The organism is Streptomyces sp. Tue6028 (genome assembly GCF_002300165.1).
In the GTDB taxonomy this organism is placed as follows: Bacteria; Actinomycetota; Actinomycetes; order Streptomycetales; family Streptomycetaceae; genus Streptomyces; species Streptomyces siamensis.
In genome coordinates, this window is record NZ_MLCE01000035.1 from 1 (window position 1) to 16,595 (window position 16,595).

Below are 16,595 nucleotides of genomic sequence, written 5' to 3' on the forward strand. Positions count from 1 at the left end.
GGCCTTCTCCTCGCCGCCGAGTCCGTCGAGCAGCCATGAGCGCGCCGAGGTCGCGTTGGTGATCGTCTCGATGGTGGTGAAGGTCTTGGAGGCGATGATGAACAGCGTCTCGGCCGGGTCGAGGTCGTGGGTGGCCTCGTGCAGGTCGGCGCCGTCGACGTTGGACACGAAACGGACCGTGAGGTCGCGGTCGGTGAAGGAGCGCAGCGCCTCGTAGGCCATCGCGGGGCCCAGGTCGGAGCCGCCGATGCCGATGTTCACCACGTTCTTGATGCGCTTGCCGGTGTGACCGGTCCATTCGCCCGAACGGACCCGGTCGGCGAAGCCGGCCATCTTGTCCAGGACCGCGTGCACGGCCGGCACCACGTTCTCACCGTCGACCTCGACGACCGCGTCCCGCGGGGCGCGCAGCGCGGTGTGCAGCACCGCCCGCCCCTCGGTGACGTTGATCTTCTCGCCCCGGAACATGGCGTCCCGCAGCCCGAACACGTCCGTCGCGGTGGCGAGTTCCTGGAGGAGGGCCAGGGTCTCGTCGGTGACGAGATGCTTGGAGTAGTCGATGCGCAGATCGCCGACCTGCACGACGTACCGTTCCGCGCGACCGGGGTCGGCGGCGAACAGCTCACGCAGCCGCGGGTGCAGCAGAGCGCCCGCGCGATGGTCCTCCAGGGCCACCCACTCGGGGCGCCGGGTGAGCTTGGGATGGTCAGACATGACGGGAGGTCTCCTTGGTGCCCTCGCCCCGCAGGGCGACGGCGTACATCTCGTCCGCGTCGAGGCGGCGCAGCTCCTCCGCGATCAGCTGGGCGGTGGAGCGCACCTTCAGCGCGAGGGTGCGCGAGGGCTGTCCCGGCAGGGTGAGCGTGGCCAGCGGGCCCTCGGGGCGGTCGATGACGATCTCGCCGTTCTCGGTGCCCAGCCGTACGGCGGTGACCACGGGCCCCGCGGTGACGACGCGTTCGACGGGGACGTCGAGGCGCGCCTCCAGCCAGCGGGCCAGCAGTTCGGCGCTCGGGTTCTCCGCCTCGCTCTCGACGGCCGCCGAGATCACCTTGGTACGGGCCTGGTCGAGCGCGGCGGCCAGCATGGACCGCCACGGCGTCAACCGGGTCCAGGCGAGGTCGGTGTCACCGGGCGCGTACGAGGCGGCGCGGGCCTCCAGGGCCCGGAGCGGGGCCTCGACGGCATACATGTCGGTGATCCGGCGCTGGGCGAGCGCGCCCAGCGGGTCCTTGGCGGGGACTTCGGGCGCGTCCACCGGCCACCAGACGACGACGGGCGCGTCGGGCAGCAGCAGCGGCAGGACCACGGAGTCGGCGTGGTCGGACACCTCGCCGTACGTCCGCAGGACGACCGTCTCCCCGGTGCCCGCGTCCGAGCCGACGCGCACCTCGGCGTCCAGCCGGGAGTTGGTCCGGTCGCGCGGTGTGCGGGCGACGCGCTTGATGACGACCAGGGTGCGCGAGGGGTGCTCGCGCGAGGCCTCCTCGGCCGCCTTGATCGAGTCGTAGGCGTTCTCCTCGTCGGTCACGATGACCATCGTCAGGACCATGCCCACGGCGGGGGTGCCGATGGCTCGGCGCCCCTGCACGAGCGCCTTGTTGATCTTGCTTGCCGTGGTGTCGGTCAGATCGATCTTCATGGCCTGCGCCAGCTCCGTCCGTCTCGTGCGAGCATCTCGTCGGCTTCCTCGGGTCCCCAGCTTCCCGAGGGGTACTGCGCGGGCTTGCCGTGCTCGTCCCAGTACCCCTCGATCGGGTCGAGGATCTTCCAGGACTCTTCCACCTCCTGGTGACGGGGGAAGAGATTGGCGTCGCCGAGCAGGACATCCAGGATCAGCCGTTCGTACGCCTCCGGGCTGGACTCGGTGAACGACTCGCCGTACGCGAAGTCCATGGTGACGTCCCGGATCTCCATCGACGTACCCGGCACCTTGGAACCGAAGCGCACGGTCATGCCCTCGTCGGGCTGGACCCGGATGACGATCGCGTTCGCGCCGAGTTCCTCGGTGGCGGTGGAGTCGAAGGGGGAGTGCGGGGCGCGCTGGAAGACCACCGCGATCTCGGTGACCCTGCGGCCCAGACGCTTGCCGGTGCGCAGGTAGAAGGGGACGCCCGCCCAACGGCGGTTGTCGACCTCCAGCTTGACGGCCGCGTAGGTGTCGGTCGTCGACGCGGAGTCGATGCCGTCCTCCTGGAGGTAGCCGCGCACCTTCTCACCACCCTGCCAGCTCGCCGCGTACTGGCCGCGCACGGTGTGCTCGCCCAGGTTCTCCGGCAGCTTCACGGCCTTGAGGACCTTCAGCTTCTCGGTGAGCAGCGACTCGGCGTCGAAGGCGGCGGGCTCCTCCATGGCGGTCAGCGCCATCAGCTGGAGCAGATGGTTCTGGATGACGTCACGGGCGGAGCCGATGCCGTCGTAGTAGCCCGCACGGCCGCCGATGCCGATGTCCTCGGCCATCGTGATCTGGACGTGGTCGACGTACGACCGGTTCCAGATCGGCTCGTACATCTGGTTGGCGAAGCGGAGCGCCAGGATGTTCTGGACGGTCTCCTTGCCGAGGTAGTGGTCGATGCGGAACACCTGGTCCGGGTCGAACACCTCGTGCACGATCTTGTTCAGCTCGCGCGCGCTCGCCAGGTCGTGGCCGAAGGGCTTCTCGATGACCGCGCGCCGCCAGGAACCCTCCGGCGCGTCCGCGAGCCCGTGCTTCTTGAGCTGCTGGACGACCTTCGGAAAGAACTTCGGCGGCACGGACAGGTAGAAGGCGTAGTTGCCGCTGGTGCCCCGCGAGGCGTCCAACTCATCCACGGCAGAGCGCAGTTGCTTGAACGCGGTGTCGTCGTCGAAGTCGCCCGGGATGAACCGCATGCCCTCGGCGAGCTGCTGCCAGACCTCCTCGCGGAACTCGGTGCGCGCGTGTTCGCGCACCGAGTCGTGGACGACCTGGGCGAAGTCCTGGTCCGCCCATTCGCGGCGGGCGAAGCCGACGAGCGAGAAGCCCGGCGGCAGCAGCCCGCGGTTGGCGAGGTCGTATACGGCCGGCATCAGCTTCTTGCGGGACAGGTCGCCGGTGACGCCGAAGATGACCAGGCCGGACGGTCCCGCGATGCGCGGGAGACGGCGGTCGCGCGGGTCGCGCAGCGGGTTGTCCCAGTCGGCACCCGCGAGGCCGAGCGCCTCGGCGACGTCCCGGTGCGTCGCGTCGCCCGTGCCCGCGGCGGCCGTGCCCGGCTCCACGGCCGGGTCTCCCTGTGCCGTCGTCACGTCGCCCGGTTCCACGGTCTGGTCACCGGATCCCTCCGGCGCGGCGGCCGCAGCCGCCGTCGTGCCCTCGGCACGCTGTCGACTCCTGGTCATTCCCCTTCAACTCCCTTGCCGCGCAGCGACTCCGTCACCGCTTCGAGGAGGTCCTCCCAGGCCGCCTCGAACTTCGAGACGCCCTCGTCCTCCAGCTGCCCCACGACCTCGTCGTACGAGATCCCGAGCCGCTCGACGGCCGCGAGGTCGGCCCGGGCCTGGGCGTAGCCGCCGGTCACCGTGTCGCCGCGGATGTCGCCGCGGGCGGCGGTGGCGTCCAGCGTCGCCTCCGGCATGGTGTTGACCGTGCCCGGCGCGACCAGCTCGTCGACGTACAGCGTGTCCTTGTACGCGGGGTCCTTGACGCCCGTCGAGGCCCACAGGGGGCGCTGCTTGTGGGCGCCGGACGGGGCGAGCGCGGTCCAGCGGGCACCGCCGAAGACCTCCTCGTACGCCTCGTAGGCGAGCCGCGCGTTGGCGAGCGCCGCCCTGCCCTTGAGCGCGAGCGCCTCGTCCGTGCCGACCTTCGCCAGCCGCTTGTCGATCTCGCTGTCCACGCGGGACACGAAGAAGGACGCCACGGAGTGGATCTGCGACAGGTCCAGACCCCGCTCGCGGGCCTTCTCCAGGCCGGCGATGTAGGCGTCCATCACCTCGCGGTAGCGCTCCAGCGAGAAGATCAGCGTGACGTTGACGCTGATGCCGAGGCCGATGACCTCGGTGATGGCGGGGAGGCCCGCCTTCGTCGCCGGGATCTTGATCATCACGTTCGGGCGGTCGACCAGCCAGGCGAGCTGCTTGGCCTCGGCGATCGTCGCGGCGGTGCGGTGGGCCAGTCGGGGGTCGACCTCGATCGAGACCCGGCCGTCGCGGCCGCCGGTCGTGTCGTACACCGGGCGCAGGATGTCGGCCGCGGCGCGCACGTCGGCGGTCGTCATCATGCGGACGGCCTCGTCGACCGTCACGTCGCGCTCGGCGAGGTCGGCCAGCTGCTCCTCGTACCCCTCGCCGGAGCCGATGGCGGCCTGGAAGATGGACGGGTTGGTCGTGACGCCCACCACGTGCCTGGACGCGATGAGTTCGGCGAGGTTGCCGGACGCGATGCGCTTGCGCGAGAGGTCGTCCAGCCAGATGGAGACGCCTTCGTCGGAGAGGCGCTTGAGGGGTACCGCGGTCGCGGTCGCTTCGGTCACAGTGATCATCTTCCTTCGTGCGAACGGATCAACCGCGGAGGGCGGCAAGGGATTCCCGCGCGGCGGCGGCGACGTTCTCGGCCGTGAAGCCGAACTCGGTGAACAGGGTCCTGGCGTCGGCGGAGGCACCGAAGTGCTCCAGCGAGACGATGCGTCCGGCGTCACCGACGTACCGGTACCAGGTCAGACCGATACCCGCCTCGACCGCCACGCGGGCCTTCACCGACGGCGGAAGGACCTGCTCCCGGTACTCGGCGGGCTGCTCCTCGAACCACTCGACCGACGGCATCGACACGACACGGGTGCCGACGCCCTCGGCCTCCAGCAGCTGCCGTGCCTCGACGGCCAGCGCGACCTCGGAGCCGGTGGCGACGAGGACCACGTCGGGCGTCCCGGTGGAGGAGTCGGCGAGCACGTAACCGCCGCGTGCCGCGTCCGGGTTGACGGGGTAGGTCGGTACGCCCTGACGGGTGAGCGCCAGGCCGTGCGGCGCCGGGTTCGTGGCGTGCCGCTTGAGGATCTCGGCCCAGGCCACGGCGGTCTCGTTGGCGTCCGCGGGACGGACGATGTTCAGGCCCGGGATGGCGCGCAGCGAGGCGAGGTGCTCGACCGGCTGGTGGGTGGGGCCGTCCTCGCCGAGGCCGATGGAGTCGTGCGTCCACACGTACGTCACCGGGAGCTGCATCAGGGCCGACATGCGGACGGCGTTGCGCATGTAGTCGGAGAAGACCAGGAAGGTGCCGCCGTAGACGCGGGTGTTGCCGTGCAGGGCGATGCCGTTCATCTCCGCGGCCATGGAGAACTCGCGGATGCCGAAGTGGACCGTGCGGCCGTACGGGTCGGCCTCCGGCAGCGGGTTGTCCGCCGGCAGGAACGACGACGTCTTGTCGATGGTCGTGTTGTTCGAGCCGGCCAGGTCGGCGGAGCCGCCCCACAGCTCGGGGATGACGGCGCCGAGCGCCTGGAGGACCTTGCCGGAGGCGGCACGGGTCGCCACGGACGTGCCCTCCTCGAAGACGGGAAGCCGTGCCTCCCAGCCCTCGGGGAGCTGGCCGGCCACGATCCGGTCGAACAGCTTCGCGCGCTCCGGGGTGGCCGTGCGCCACTCGGCGATCCGCTTGTCCCAGGCGGCGTGCGCCTCGGCGCCCCGGTCCAGCGCGGTGCGGGCATGCGCCAGCACCTCCGGCTCGACCTGGAAGGTCTGCTCCGGGTCGAAGCCCAGGACCCGCTTGGTGGCGGCGATCTCCTCGGCGCCGAGCGCCGAGCCGTGGGAGGCCTCGGTGTTCTGCGCGTTCGGGGCGGGCCAGGCGATGATCGTGCGCATCGCGATGATCGAGGGGCGCCCGGTCTCGGCCTGCGCCGCCTTGAGCGCCGCGTACAGCGCGTGCACATCGACGTCGCCGTCGGCGGACGGCTCGATCCGCTGGACGTGCCAGCCGTAGGCCTCGTACCGCTTCAGGACGTCCTCGGAGAACGCGGTCGCGGTGTCGCCCTCGATGGAGATGTGGTTGTCGTCGTAGACGAAGACGAGGTTGCCGAGCTTCTGGTGGCCGGCGAGGGAGGAGGCCTCGGCGGAGACGCCCTCCTCCAGGTCGCCGTCGGAGACGATCGCCCAGACGGTGTGGTCGAAGGGGGACTCGCCCGCGGGGGCCTCGGGGTCGAACAGGCCGCGCTCGTAGCGGGCGGCCATCGCCATGCCCACGGCGTTCGCGACACCCTGGCCGAGCGGTCCGGTCGTCGTTTCCACGCCGGCGGTGTGTCCGTACTCGGGGTGCCCCGGGGTCTTCGAACCGTGCGTGCGGAACGCCTTCAGATCGTCCAGTTCGAGTTCGTAGCCCGAGAGGAAGAGCTGGGTGTACAGGGTCAGCGAGGTGTGGCCGGGGGACAGGACGAAGCGGTCACGGCCGGTCCACTCGGGGTCCGCGGGGTCGTGTCGCATCACCTTTTGAAAGAGCGTGTACGCGGCCGGGGCGAGCGCCATCGCGGTGCCCGGGTGGCCGTTCCCGACCTGCTGGACGGCGTCGGCGGCCAGGAGACGTGCGGTGTCGACGGCACGCCGGTCGAGCTCGGTCCACTCCGGACCGTCCGGGGAGCCGTCGGGTGTCGGGGTGCTCTGCTGCGTGCTCATCTTCAAGAAGTCCTTGATCGAAGCGTCGTAACTGCTCGGACGCGTTCAAACCTAAAAGTCTGACTTTTGCTGGGGAAGGTGCCCGTGTGTCAGCCTTCGGTGAAAGTGGGACACGCAGGGCCGCACAGAGCCGCACCGAGCCGCCGCGAGAAGGACATGCCAGACAGAACCACCCAAGGCGCCGCCGGGGGCGCCGACGGGTCCCGGGACGGGATCAAGACCTTCCCCTTCCCGGTCGACCTGAGCCTTTCCGGCGTCGGGATGCAGATCGGCTCGATGGGGCCGGGGCGCACCTGGCACGTGGACGCGCCGCTGGAGCGCGTGCACCGCATCGACTTCCACGTCGTGATGCTCTTCGACTCGGGCCCCGTCCGGCACATGGTCGACTTCGCCGAGTACGACGCCGCCGCGGGCGACGTCCTGTGGATCCGGCCCGGCCAGGTGCACCGCTTCTCCTCGACGGACCGCTACCGCGGCACCGTCCTGACCATGCAGCCCGGCTTCCTGCCGCGGGCGATCGTCGAGGCCACCGGTCTCTACCGCTACGACCTGCCTCCGCTGCTGCACCCCGACGCCGCCCAGCTGGCCGCCCTGGAGCACGCGCTGGCCCAGCTGGAACGCGAGTACGTCGACACGACCACCCTGCCGCTCAGCCTGCACACCTCGGTGCTCCGGCACTCCCTCACGGCGTTCCTGCTGCGCCTCGCCCATCTCGCCGCGAGCTCCGCCGAGGCGGCCCGCGAGCAGACCGACACCACCTTCACCCGCTTCCGTGACGCGGTCGAGAAGAGGTTCGCCACCGTCCACAGCGTCAGCGCGTACGCCGACGCCCTCGGATACTCGCGCCGCACCCTCGTCCGCGCGGTGCGCGCCGCCACCGGCGAGACGCCCAAGGGGTTCATCGACAAGCGCGTGATCCTGGAGGCCAAGCGTCTCCTCGCGCACACGGAGATGCCCATCGGCCGCATCGGCGTCGCGGTGGGCTTCCCCGACTCCGCCAACTTCTCCAAGTTCTTCCATCAGCACACCGGCACGACACCGGTGGCCTTCCGGGCCGAACTGCGCTGAGAGGGGCGGGCCGCACGGCCCGCCCCTCCCGGAGCCGGGCGTCCGCCGGTGACGGATGCCCGTGGTGCGTCGGTCGTGCCCGTGGTGCGTCGGTCGCCGGGCGACCGTCGTGCGTCAGTGACCGAAGTCGAACCAGTTGACGTTCACGAAGTCGGCCGGCTGGCCGCTGGTGAAGGTCAGATAGACGTCGTGGGTGCCCGTGACGGCACCGATGTTCGCCGGCACCGTCCTCCAGGACTGCCAGCCGCCCGTGTTGGCCAGCGCGAAGCTGCCGATCGGGGTGCTCGTACGGCTGTCGAGGCGCACCTCGACCAGGCCGCTGACCCCGCCGGCCGCGCCGCTCGACACCCGGCCGTAGAACTGGTGCGCCGCGGAGGAGCCGAAGTTGACGCCCTTGTAGACGGCCCAGTCGCCGTTCGCCAGCGCGCCGATGTTCTGCCCGCCCCCGGTGTCCGTGGTGCTCTCGGTGATGGTGCCCGACTGGCTGTCGTAGGACTCGGCCTGGATGGCCGCGTAGGCGTCACGGTTGCCCGTCGGAGGAGGTGTGGTACCGCTCCCACTGGACTGGAGCACCTGGACGTAGTCCACGACCATGGGGTGGCCGGGCTCCGTGCCGCTGTCGGGTCCGCCGCCGAAGGCCGCCGGGAAGCCGCCGCCCATCGCCACGTTCAGGATCACGAAGTAGCCGTGGTTGGTGGCGTTCGCCCAGGTCGTCGCGTCGACCTGGTTCGCCCGCACCGTGTGGAAGTTGACGCCGTCGAGGTAGAACCGGATCTCCTCGGTGCTGGTCGACTTGTCCCACTCCATCGCGTAGGTGTGGAACCCCGCCTGGCACGTCGTCCCGGTGCACGGAGTGTTGCCGCCGATCCCGGACGTCTCGTTGCACGGGCCGCCCGGGTTGGTGCCGCAGTGCATCGTCGCCCATTCGGTGTTGAGCCCCTGGACGTTCTCCATGATGTCCAGCTCGCCGACGCCCGGCCAGTTCTGGTAGTTGCCGCGGTACGGCGCGCCCAGCATCCAGAACGCGGGCCAGTAGCCCTTGGCCGCCGCGCCGGTCACGTTCGGCATCTGGATCCGCGACTCGACGCGCAGTTTGCCGCCGGCCGGCGGCTGGAAGTCGGTGCGGTTGGTCTCGATCCGGCCCGAGGTCCAGTTGCCGGAGGCGTCGCGCCGTGGCGTGATCAGCAGATTGCCGTTGCCGTCGAGAGCGACGTTGCTGGTGCTGGAGGTCATGGTCTCGACCTCGCCGGTGCCCCAGTTGGCGGCGCCGCCCGGGTAGCTGGTGCCGGTGTCGTACTGCCAGTTGGCGGTGTTGACGCCGGTCCCGGCGGAGCCGTTGAAGTCGTCGAGGAAGACCTGGGACCAGCCGGAGGGGGGAGTGGGGGCGGAGGCGTTCGCGGGGAGGGTTGCGGCCGTGGCGGCGGCGGCCGCCAGGCCGAGTGTGCTGAACACGGCGACGAGCACGCGCCTGAGGGGGCGAGGTCTGCCGGGCGTTTCTCTCATGGGGGGCCTCTTCGGGTACGGAGTGGGGTGTGCGAGTGTTTTTTGAGAGCGCTCTCAGATCAGCTGCGCGGCCAATGTGCTCTCTGTCACTCCGGTCGTCAAGAGGTAAAGCCCAGAAACTCCTTTGCGCGCTGGGGAGTTCATGAGGTGAAGGGGGTACTTCGCCGGACCCGTCAGCGCAGGGCGCTGCCCGCCTTCCATTGCGTCCACGACAGGTTCCAGCCGTTCAGGCCGTTGGCCGGGTCCACCGTCCGCTCGCCCGAGTTCCGCACCACGACCACGTCGCCGAGCATCGAACTCGTGTAGAACTCGTAGCCCGGCACGGAGCGGTCGGCCGCACCCTTGGCGTCGTGCAGGCCGATGCATCCGTGGTTGGTGTTGCTGCTGCCGAAGACCGACGGGGACGCCCAGTAGTTGCCGTGGACGAAGGTGCCCGAGGTGATCGCCCGCTCGACGGCGGCCCGGTCCGTGACGGCGTGGGTGAAGTCGAGGGACACGGGCATGCCGACGCCGCAGGTCGTGTTCGCCTCGGGGGTGAAGTAGCCCACGAAGGTCTCGCCGGGCGCCCTGGTGACGAAGCCCGCCGTGTGCGTGCCGGCACCGGGCACCTTCGCGGTGACCGTGTACTTGGTCCCCGAGGAGGGGTTCCGGTCGGACGTCCACTTCGTACGGGCGTCGTCGAACGACCCGCTCAGCGTGCCGCCGTCGTTCCCGGCGACCTCCACGTCCGACAACGTGCCGTCCGCCACGGTGACCTCGACCGGGCTGGTGAAGGCGGCCTTCCTCGTCCCGTCGGCCGGGGTGACGGTGACGGTCGGCGTCCGGGCCTCGGCACTGCCGCTCGCCTTCGTCGTCGGTGAGCCGCCGCTCTCCTCCGAGGCGTCGCCCGCGTCGGCGCACCCCGTCAGGGCGACGGCCGGCACGGCGGCACCGAGCGCGGCCAGGACCCCGCGCCGCGACCACGCCGTCCGACCCGACCGGTTCGATATCTGAGGGACGCTCACGGCACGCCTTCCCCGGGTTCTTCGATCACCGCCACGACGCGTGCATCCTGCGCCCCTTACCTGGGTTGATTCTTTGAATCCGAGGGCCGCCACCTGAGATTCCTGTGAAGACACGGCAACAGACGGCCGGAAACCCCGGTTGTCCAGCCACCCCCGGAGGTGAACACAGTATGAGCAGCCGACCGGCACCCTCAGTTTCCGGTGAGATCCCCGACCCGGAAGCCCTCCCCACACGCTTCCGGCCGGACGGCGAAGAAGGAGAACCGCACACCGAGCCCGCCGCAGAACCCGCCGGAGGTATCCGTGAACCCAGCCCGCAAGCGGCACACCGTGGCCATCGTCGGAGCGGGCGCCGCCGGCGCGCTGACCGCCGTGCACCTGTGCGAGACCGCCGCCCGCCGGCGGGCGGCGGTCGACCTCGTGCTGGTCGATCCGGCCCCGGAGGCGGGGCGGGGCACCGCGTACGCGACCCCCGACCCGCGGCACCGCCTGAACGTGCCCGCGAGCGGCATGAGCTGCTACCCCGACGATCCCGGCCACTTCACCCGATGGCTCTGCCGCCACGGCGAACCCGACGTCAGAGGAACCGACTTCGCCACCCGCTACCGCTACGGCGCCTACCTGGCCGACACCCTGGCCGGGGCGATCGTCCGCGCCCACGGCACGGTCGCCGTGCGACGGTTGCGGACCCGGGCGGACGCCTGCACCGGCGCGCCCGGAGACGCGCTCGAGCTGCACCTCGCCGACGGGAGCCTGCTGCGGGCCGACAGCGCCGTGCTCGCCACCGGGCCCGCGCCCGCGCGCGCCGACCGGGTCCCGCCCGCGCTGCGCGCCAGCGCACGCTTCGTGCCGTCGCCGTGGGCGCCGGGCGCCCTCGACGGACCGCTCGCCGACTCCGCGGACGTCCTGCTGGTCGGCACCGGACTCACCGCCGTCGACCTCGCCCTGAGCCTCGACCGGCCGGGCCGCACCGTGCACGCCGCGTCCCGCAACGGACTGCTGCCCCAACCGCACGCGCTCAGCCCCGCCCCGGCCATGTCCGCCCCGGACGACCTCGACACGCCCTCGCTGGCCGCGCTGCGCAGGACCGTCTACCGCCACATCGGCCGCGCCGTGCGCACCCGGGGCGACTGGCGTCCCGCCCTCGACAGCCTGCGGCCGCACACCGCCCGGCTGTGGCGCAGCCTGACGCCCGACGAGCGTGCCGCGTTCCTGGAACGTGAGGGCGCGCTGTGGAACACCCACCGCCACCGGATGGCACCCGTGACCGCCGAGTCGGTGGCCCGCGCCCGTACCGCCCGGCGGCTGCGCGTGCACTCCGGCGCGGTCACCGGCGCCGTGGTCCGTGACGACGACGTGCTGGTCGCGCTCTCCGACGGCACGCGGATCCGGGTGGGCTGGGTCGTCGACTGCACCGGGCCGGGGCCCCGTCCCGAAGACCCCCTGTGGCGTTCGCTGTTCGACTCCGGCGCCGCGGTCCCCGGCCCGCTCGGCATGGGGGTGGCGACCCGCGACGGCCGTCTCCTCGACGCCGAAGGCCGCGCCGGGCGCCCGCTGTTCACCCTCGGCGCCCCGCGCCGCGGGGAGCTGTGGGAGACCACCGCCGTCCCCGAGATCCGCGCCCAGGCGGCCGCGCTCGCCGGACAGCTCCTCGCCCCCGTCCCCGGTCCGCGCCGCGGCACCCGCCGGCGGCCCGTCGACGCGCACGGACTCGCGCTGTCCACCCACGCCGAGGCCGCCGCCGCCTACCGCACCGGACTCGACCGGGTCCTCAGGGTCAGGGCGGGTGCCGAGGACGCCTTCGAGCGCGCGGTCGCCCTCGATCCGGGCTTCGCGCTCGGACACGCGGCGCTCGCCCTGCTCGGCCACGAGTGCGGTGCCGCCGTCGACGTGCCGCGGGAACTGGCCGACGCCCAGCGGTCCGCCCGTGAACGGGCCGACGAACGGGAGCGCTCCTTCGTCGACGTCGTCACGCGCCGCATCCACGGCGACGACGCGGACCACGGCGCCGGCGCCCTGCTCGGACACCTCGACACGTATCCCGCCGACGCGCTCGCGCTGTCCACCGCCGTGCCCACCATCGCCTTCTCCGGCCTGCACGACCTCGACGACGGATACGCGCTGCGCCTGGTCGAGCGCACGGCACCCGCCTACGACGGGCACTGGTTCCCCGCCTCCCTCCTCGCCTTCCTGCGCCAGGGGCAGGGCCGTTTCGACGAGGCCGCCGAACTGGCCCACCGAGCCCTGGCCGCCGAACCCGCCTCCGGGCACGCCGTGCACGCGCTCGCCCACGTCCACTACGAGTCCGGCGCCCACGAGACGGGCCGTGACTGGCTCGACGCCTGGGTGTCCGGGCAGGGCCGGGGTGCCGTCCACCGGGCGCATTTCTCCTGGCACGTCGCGCTCCACGAACTGGCCCTCGACGACAGCGCGGCCGTCCGCAGACGCTGGTACGCGCAGCTCGCCCCGGGCCGGGTGACCGGGATCCGGGCGCTGGTCGACTCGGGTTCCCTGCTGTGGCGGGCCCGGCTCAGCGACAGCTGGCGGGGCCGAGTGCCCGCCGAGGACGTCCTCGGCACGGTCGGCCGCCAGATCGTGGAGCGGCCCGCGACCGCCTTCACCGCACTGCACGCGGCGGTCGCCCTCGCCGCCGCCGGAGACCTCGCCGCGCTGAGCCGGCTGCGCGACCACGCCGCGGGCGCCGACCCGGTGCAGCGCGAGGTCGTCGTCCCGCTGTGCGAGGCCTTCGCCGCCCTCGTCGAGGAGCGGTTCCACGAGGCCGTGCGCGGACTCGACGCGCTCCTGCCGGCGCTGCGCAGGGTCGGCGGCAGCGCGGCACAGCGCGAGGTCGTCGAGGAGACCCTGCTGTACGCCCTTGTCGCGGCGGGCCGTTGTGACGCCGCCCGGCGGCTCCTGGACGCCCGCCTCGACCGCGGGTCCGCGCCGCGCGATCGCCGTCTGCTCGCCGCGCTGCCCGGCTGAGCGGTCGTCTCGTGGCGGGCCCTGTTCGATCACGTGTCGGACACGAGGGCCCTCGGGGGAGCACGGGCCGGGCAGTCTGCGGACATGGCGCAACGCGGGGGATGCATGCTGAACGGCTGTCTGGCCGTGCTGACGACGGCGCTGGTCCTGGTGCTGTTCGGGGTGTGGCGGCTCAGTACGGCGCCCGGACGCGCCGACGACCGGGCCCGGCACATGATGCAGGAGAGTGTGGACCGGTCCCGGGACCGGTTGTCCCGGGCGGCGGGGGACGGAGCCCTCCTCGGCACCGAGATCGACCGGTCGTTGGGCGTCGGCAGGGGGGACGAGCCCGAGGTCCGACGGCGGGGCCGGCGGGTCACGGTCACGTCGAGGTTCGCGCATCAGGGGTCCGGCTGGTACGCCGCCCCGGTGCACGGCTGCTACCGCTTCGAGGTCGTCCCGGCGTCCGCGCCACCGCCCGTCTCCGTGCACGAACTGCCGTACGCGGCCTGCGGGGAGCCGGTGCCGCCCCCGGCGCCGCGCAGTCCCGCGGCGGTCGCCGCGGACGTCGTGGTGGAACTGCGGGCCGCCCTCGCCCGGGACGGCTTCCTGGCCGTCCAGAGGGCGGAGGTCTGGCAGACCTACGGCATCCATCTCGCGGACCAGAAGGTGACCGACGGCCGGCTGACCGACCTCGTCCTGCTGGACGCGGGCACGAACGAGCAGGTCTGCTACGAGTTCCGGGCACGTCGGGACACGGACACCGTGACCTCCGAGCAGTCGACCGTGGACGACTGCCGGCGCTTCCAGCGCGAACGCGAGAAGCAGGCCGAGGACGAGGAACGGGCCCTGCTCGACGCGAGCTCCGCCGCGATCGTCCGCCGGCTCGACCACGCGGTCGCCGACGGGACGCTCACGGACGCCGAGTTGAGGCGGGCCCTCGCGATGCAGCAGACGGACGAGGGGAGGGAACTCGTCGGGTACCCCTCGCCGGTCGCCGTGCCCGTCAGCGTGGAGCGCTCGCCCGCCGAGGTCGTCGTGTTCGCCAGGGTCAACCCGCTGGACACGCACGGGGTGGCCCTCGGCTGCTACGAGTTCCGCGCGCATCTCACGAAGCATTCCGTCACCCGCCGCCGGACGGCGGGGACGGAATGCTTCGCTTAGGGCCCGTCCGGCCGTTCGGGGGGAGACGGCCGGACGGGCCCCCGGGGGGATGGTCCTCAGACGCGCGTCAGCTGGGGACTGGGGGCCGGTGCCTCCTCGCTCAGCCCGAACCGGTCGTGCGCCCGCCGCAGTGCGGCCGGCGCCCACCAGGCGCGCTTGCCGAGCAGCGCCATCGTGGCCGGTACTAGGAGCATGCGGACGACGGTGGCGTCGATCAGGACCGCCAGGGTCAGCCCGAGACCGATCTGCAGGATGGGCGAGAAGCCGCCGGTCATGAAGGCGCCGAAGACGATCGCCAGGAGCAGCGCGGCACAGCTGACCACACGGCCCGAGCGGCGCAGACCGGTCACGACGGCGTCGTGCTCGTCACCGGTGCGCAGCCAGGTCTCGCGCATCCGGGCCAGGATGAACAACTCGTAGTCCATGGCGAGTCCGAAGGCGATCGCGATGATCAGCGGCGGTGCCGTCAGACTGAGCGAACCCAGGCCGTCGGCGCCCAGCAGCCCGGCCAGATGCCCGTCCTGGAAGACCCAGACCACCGCGCCGAGTGCGGCACCCAGGCTGAGCAGGGTGGTCACGATCGTCCGCAGCGGGATGAGCACGGAACCGGTGAACGCGAACAGCAGGGCGAAGATGCCGAGGAGAACGGTGGCCGCCGCCCAGGGAGCCCGCTCCGCGAGCATCGAGCGGAAGTCGACGAGCCGGGCCGCGACGCCGGTGACCTCGACCGGTTCGTTCCCGCGCACGTCCCGTACGCGCTCGACCAGGTCGGTCGCCGCCGTGCCGTCGACGCTCCCGCCCGGCCGCAGGTGCACCAGGGTGGAGCCGTCCGGCAGGGCACGCGCGTCGCTCGTGTCCGACAGGGCGCGGATGCGGGGCACCGTGTCCGGGCCCGCGCCGGGCCGCACCAGCACGGTGACCGGGGAGACCCCGGTGCCCGGCGGGAAGTGCGCCTCCAGCGTGTCGTACATCTGCCGTGCCTCGGTGTCGGTGGGCAGCTGCCTGGCGTCGCCGATGCCGATCCTCATCCCGGCCGCGGGAAGGGCCACGACGAGCAGGGCCGGGACGAGGACGGCCAGTACGGCGAGGGGGCGGCGGGACGCGAAGCGGGCGAGGCGGGCGAAGACGCGGCCCTCCTCGGCGGAGCCCCCCGTCGGCGAACCCTCCGGGGCGGCCGCCGCGTCGCCGCTCTCCGCCACTGCCTTGCCCTTGCTCCCGGCCGGTGCGATCCGTGCGCCGAAGCGCGCCAGGAGCGCGGGCAGCAGGGTGACCGCGGCGAGCATGTCGACGACGACCACGGCGGCGACGGCGAGCCCCATGCTGCGCAGGAACGGGCTGGGGAACACCAGGAGTCCGGAAAGGCTGACGGCCACCGTGAGCCCGGAGAACAGGACGGTCCGCCCGGCTCCCGCGACCGTGCGGTGCACCGCGTCGAGGACGTCGTCCGTGTGCCGTCGCTCCTCGCGGAACCGGACCACCATCAACAGCGCGTAGTCCACGGCGAGTCCGAGGCCCAGCATGGTGGTGATCTGGATCGCGTACACCGAGATGTCGGTGACCTGGCTGAAGAGGAAGAGCGCCAGGAACGCGCCCGCGACCCCGCTGACGGCGATCAGCAGGGGCAGTCCGGCGGCCCGCAGCCCGCCGAAGACGACGAGCAGCAGCGCCAGGACGACCGGCAGGGAGATCAACTCGGCACGCTGCACGTCCTCCTGGGCGCGCCCGCCCATCTGCTGCCCGAGCAGCGGGCCGCCGCTGACGTGGACCTCGGGCGCGTCGATCTGCCGGATGCGGTCGGCCGCCGTGTCCACGGCCTTCTTCTCGTCCTTGAACTTCATGTCGCCCTTGAGCGTCACCGGGATGACCAGGGCCCTGCCGTCCTCGGCGGTGAGGCCGCGGGTGGTGTAGGGGTCGGGCACGGAGGCGACCCCGGTGACCGTGCGCAGGTCGGCGACGGCACGGCCCACCTGGGAACGCAGCGCCGGGTCGGAGACCGTCGTGCCGGAGATGACGGCGGTGATCGACTCACCGCTGGTGTCGACGCGGTCGAGGTACGCGGCGGCCCGGTCCGACTCGGTGCCCGGGACGTCGGGCACCGAGTCGACGAGCCGGCCGAAGACGCCCGTGCCGAGGCCGAAGCCGACCAGCAGCATGACGAGCCAGACGAGGATCACGGTGAGTGGGCGGCGGGTCGCCGCCCGGGAGATCGTGGCGAGCACGGTACGCCTCCCGGCGGTCGGTACGGTGAATGACATCGCCACTCAGCGTCGTGCC

At 72.2% G+C, this 16,595-nt stretch carries 10 protein-coding genes and 1 pseudogene; 3 read left to right on the plus strand and 8 right to left on the minus strand.

Going from position 1 to position 16,595, the window contains the following annotated elements:
• The 5 genes and pseudogenes from BKI49_RS31810 to tkt all read right to left on the minus strand — a co-directional run.
• Positions 1 to 714 (minus strand): annotated as a pseudogene (locus tag BKI49_RS31810) (glucose-6-phosphate isomerase); the annotation flags it as partial.
• A complete protein-coding gene (gene opcA, locus BKI49_RS31815) occupies positions 707 to 1,642 on the minus strand; it encodes a glucose-6-phosphate dehydrogenase assembly protein OpcA (protein ID WP_095937757.1) in 936 nt (311 codons plus the stop codon). The pseudogene BKI49_RS31810 and the gene opcA, both read right to left, overlap by 8 nt.
• Complete coding sequence (gene zwf / locus BKI49_RS31820; protein ID WP_095937758.1) at positions 1,639 to 3,360, minus strand: glucose-6-phosphate dehydrogenase; 1,722 nt, start codon at positions 3,358 to 3,360, stop codon at positions 1,639 to 1,641. Before zwf ends, opcA begins: the two co-directional genes overlap by 4 nt.
• Entirely contained in the window at positions 3,357 to 4,502 is a 1,146-nt protein-coding gene (tal, locus tag BKI49_RS31825; RefSeq protein WP_095937759.1) for a transaldolase, read from the minus strand. Before tal ends, zwf begins: the two co-directional genes overlap by 4 nt.
• 19 nt (positions 4,503 to 4,521) lie before the next feature.
• The gene (gene tkt, locus BKI49_RS31830; protein WP_095937760.1) at positions 4,522 to 6,621 is read right to left on the minus strand and encodes a transketolase; all 2,100 of its coding nucleotides are present in this window, start codon (positions 6,619 to 6,621) and stop codon (positions 4,522 to 4,524) included.
• 156 nt (positions 6,622 to 6,777) lie between these two features.
• Between tkt and BKI49_RS31835 the strand changes: the two genes are divergently transcribed.
• Positions 6,778 to 7,689 carry a helix-turn-helix domain-containing protein gene (locus tag BKI49_RS31835; protein ID WP_095937761.1) on the plus strand — a complete coding sequence of 304 codons (912 nt, stop codon included), beginning with the start codon at positions 6,778 to 6,780 and terminating at the stop codon, positions 7,687 to 7,689.
• A 114-nt stretch (positions 7,690 to 7,803) separates the two neighbouring features.
• On the opposite strand, the gene BKI49_RS31840 is transcribed toward BKI49_RS31835, so the two are convergent.
• Both BKI49_RS31840 and BKI49_RS31845 read right to left on the minus strand, forming a co-directional pair.
• Positions 7,804 to 9,192, minus strand: a complete 1,389-nt coding sequence (locus BKI49_RS31840; RefSeq protein WP_095937762.1) for a glycoside hydrolase family 16 protein — start codon at positions 9,190 to 9,192, stop codon at positions 7,804 to 7,806.
• A gap of 173 nt (positions 9,193 to 9,365) precedes the next feature.
• Complete coding sequence (locus BKI49_RS31845) at positions 9,366 to 10,196, minus strand: Ig-like domain-containing protein (protein WP_095937763.1); 831 nt, start codon at positions 10,194 to 10,196, stop codon at positions 9,366 to 9,368.
• Positions 10,197 to 10,499: 303 nt separating this feature from the next.
• Here BKI49_RS31845 and BKI49_RS31850 point away from each other — a divergent pair, with 303 nt between their 5' ends.
• A complete protein-coding gene (locus tag BKI49_RS31850; RefSeq protein ID WP_179332649.1) occupies positions 10,500 to 13,178 on the plus strand; it encodes an FAD/NAD(P)-binding protein in 2,679 nt (892 codons plus the stop codon).
• Between the two features lie 84 nt (positions 13,179 to 13,262).
• Positions 13,263 to 14,321 (plus strand): hypothetical protein, encoded by a 1,059-nt coding sequence (locus tag BKI49_RS31855; RefSeq protein WP_143658541.1) that lies wholly within the window; start codon positions 13,263 to 13,265, stop codon positions 14,319 to 14,321.
• 56 nt (positions 14,322 to 14,377) lie between these two features.
• Here the strand turns inward: BKI49_RS31855 and BKI49_RS31860 are convergent, their stop codons facing one another.
• Positions 14,378 to 16,540, minus strand: a complete 2,163-nt coding sequence (locus BKI49_RS31860; protein WP_095937766.1) for an MMPL family transporter — start codon at positions 16,538 to 16,540, stop codon at positions 14,378 to 14,380.
• Between the last annotated feature and the right edge of the window lie 55 nt (positions 16,541 to 16,595).